Raw genomic sequence first — 666 nt, forward strand, 5'->3', positions numbered from 1 at the left:
GTTTATTAAAACAGATGAGGAACAAGAGTACATCGAACGATTGTTTCAAGAATATCGAATGAAGTTAAAAGGGTTTAAAAAGTTATTGAAATACGATGAAGAAGGCACAAGTGCATTGCACGAAGAAGAGATAAGCTTCCTAAATGACATCTTAGATGAAGAATACATATTGAAGATGTCAAAAGGAAAGATCATCAATAAAGTAACGATCGTAGAAGAAGGTCCATTAAAAGGACTAGAAAGTAATATCAAGAAGATCGACAGACATAAGTGTCTGGCAAATCTATATGTGAAAGTCCTGGATAAAGAAGTCATTGCAGGACTGGAAATCAAAGAAAAGGAATGATTCAAAGAATCAATAGTCGCATCGTCGCTTTGAGGAAGGAATCAGGATACAGGAAACTGCCACATCAATGACATGGGGTAGGGGGACCTGTATCTTTTTTTCTATCAATGAGGAAAGGGGAAAGAGAATGAAAAAGAAACTGTTTCATCCCAGAATGATCGCATTGGTCTTGTGGGATGTGTTTTCAATTGCGGCAGTGAGCTATGTCTCATTGATCCTGCGATTTGATGGGACAGTACCACGACAGTATATGGAAGGATTGAGAGCAACAGCTGTTCCAGTGATACTGTGTGGGATCTTGGTGTTTTATCTGTTTCATT

2 pseudogenes are annotated in these 666 nt (G+C 38.1%); both read left to right on the plus strand.

Features of this window, described 5'->3' with window-relative positions:
- Positions 1 to 346 (plus strand): annotated as a pseudogene (locus tag UGRO018_RS17735) (hypothetical protein); the annotation flags it as partial.
- A 127-nt stretch (positions 347 to 473) separates the two neighbouring features.
- Positions 474 to 666 (plus strand): annotated as a pseudogene (locus UGRO018_RS17740) (hypothetical protein); the annotation flags it as partial.

The sequence above is a fragment of the Hoskinsella mucinilytica genome (assembly GCF_045223415.1).
In the GTDB taxonomy this organism is placed as follows: Bacteria; Bacillota_I; Bacilli_A; order Erysipelotrichales; family Erysipelotrichaceae; genus Hoskinsella; species Hoskinsella mucinilytica.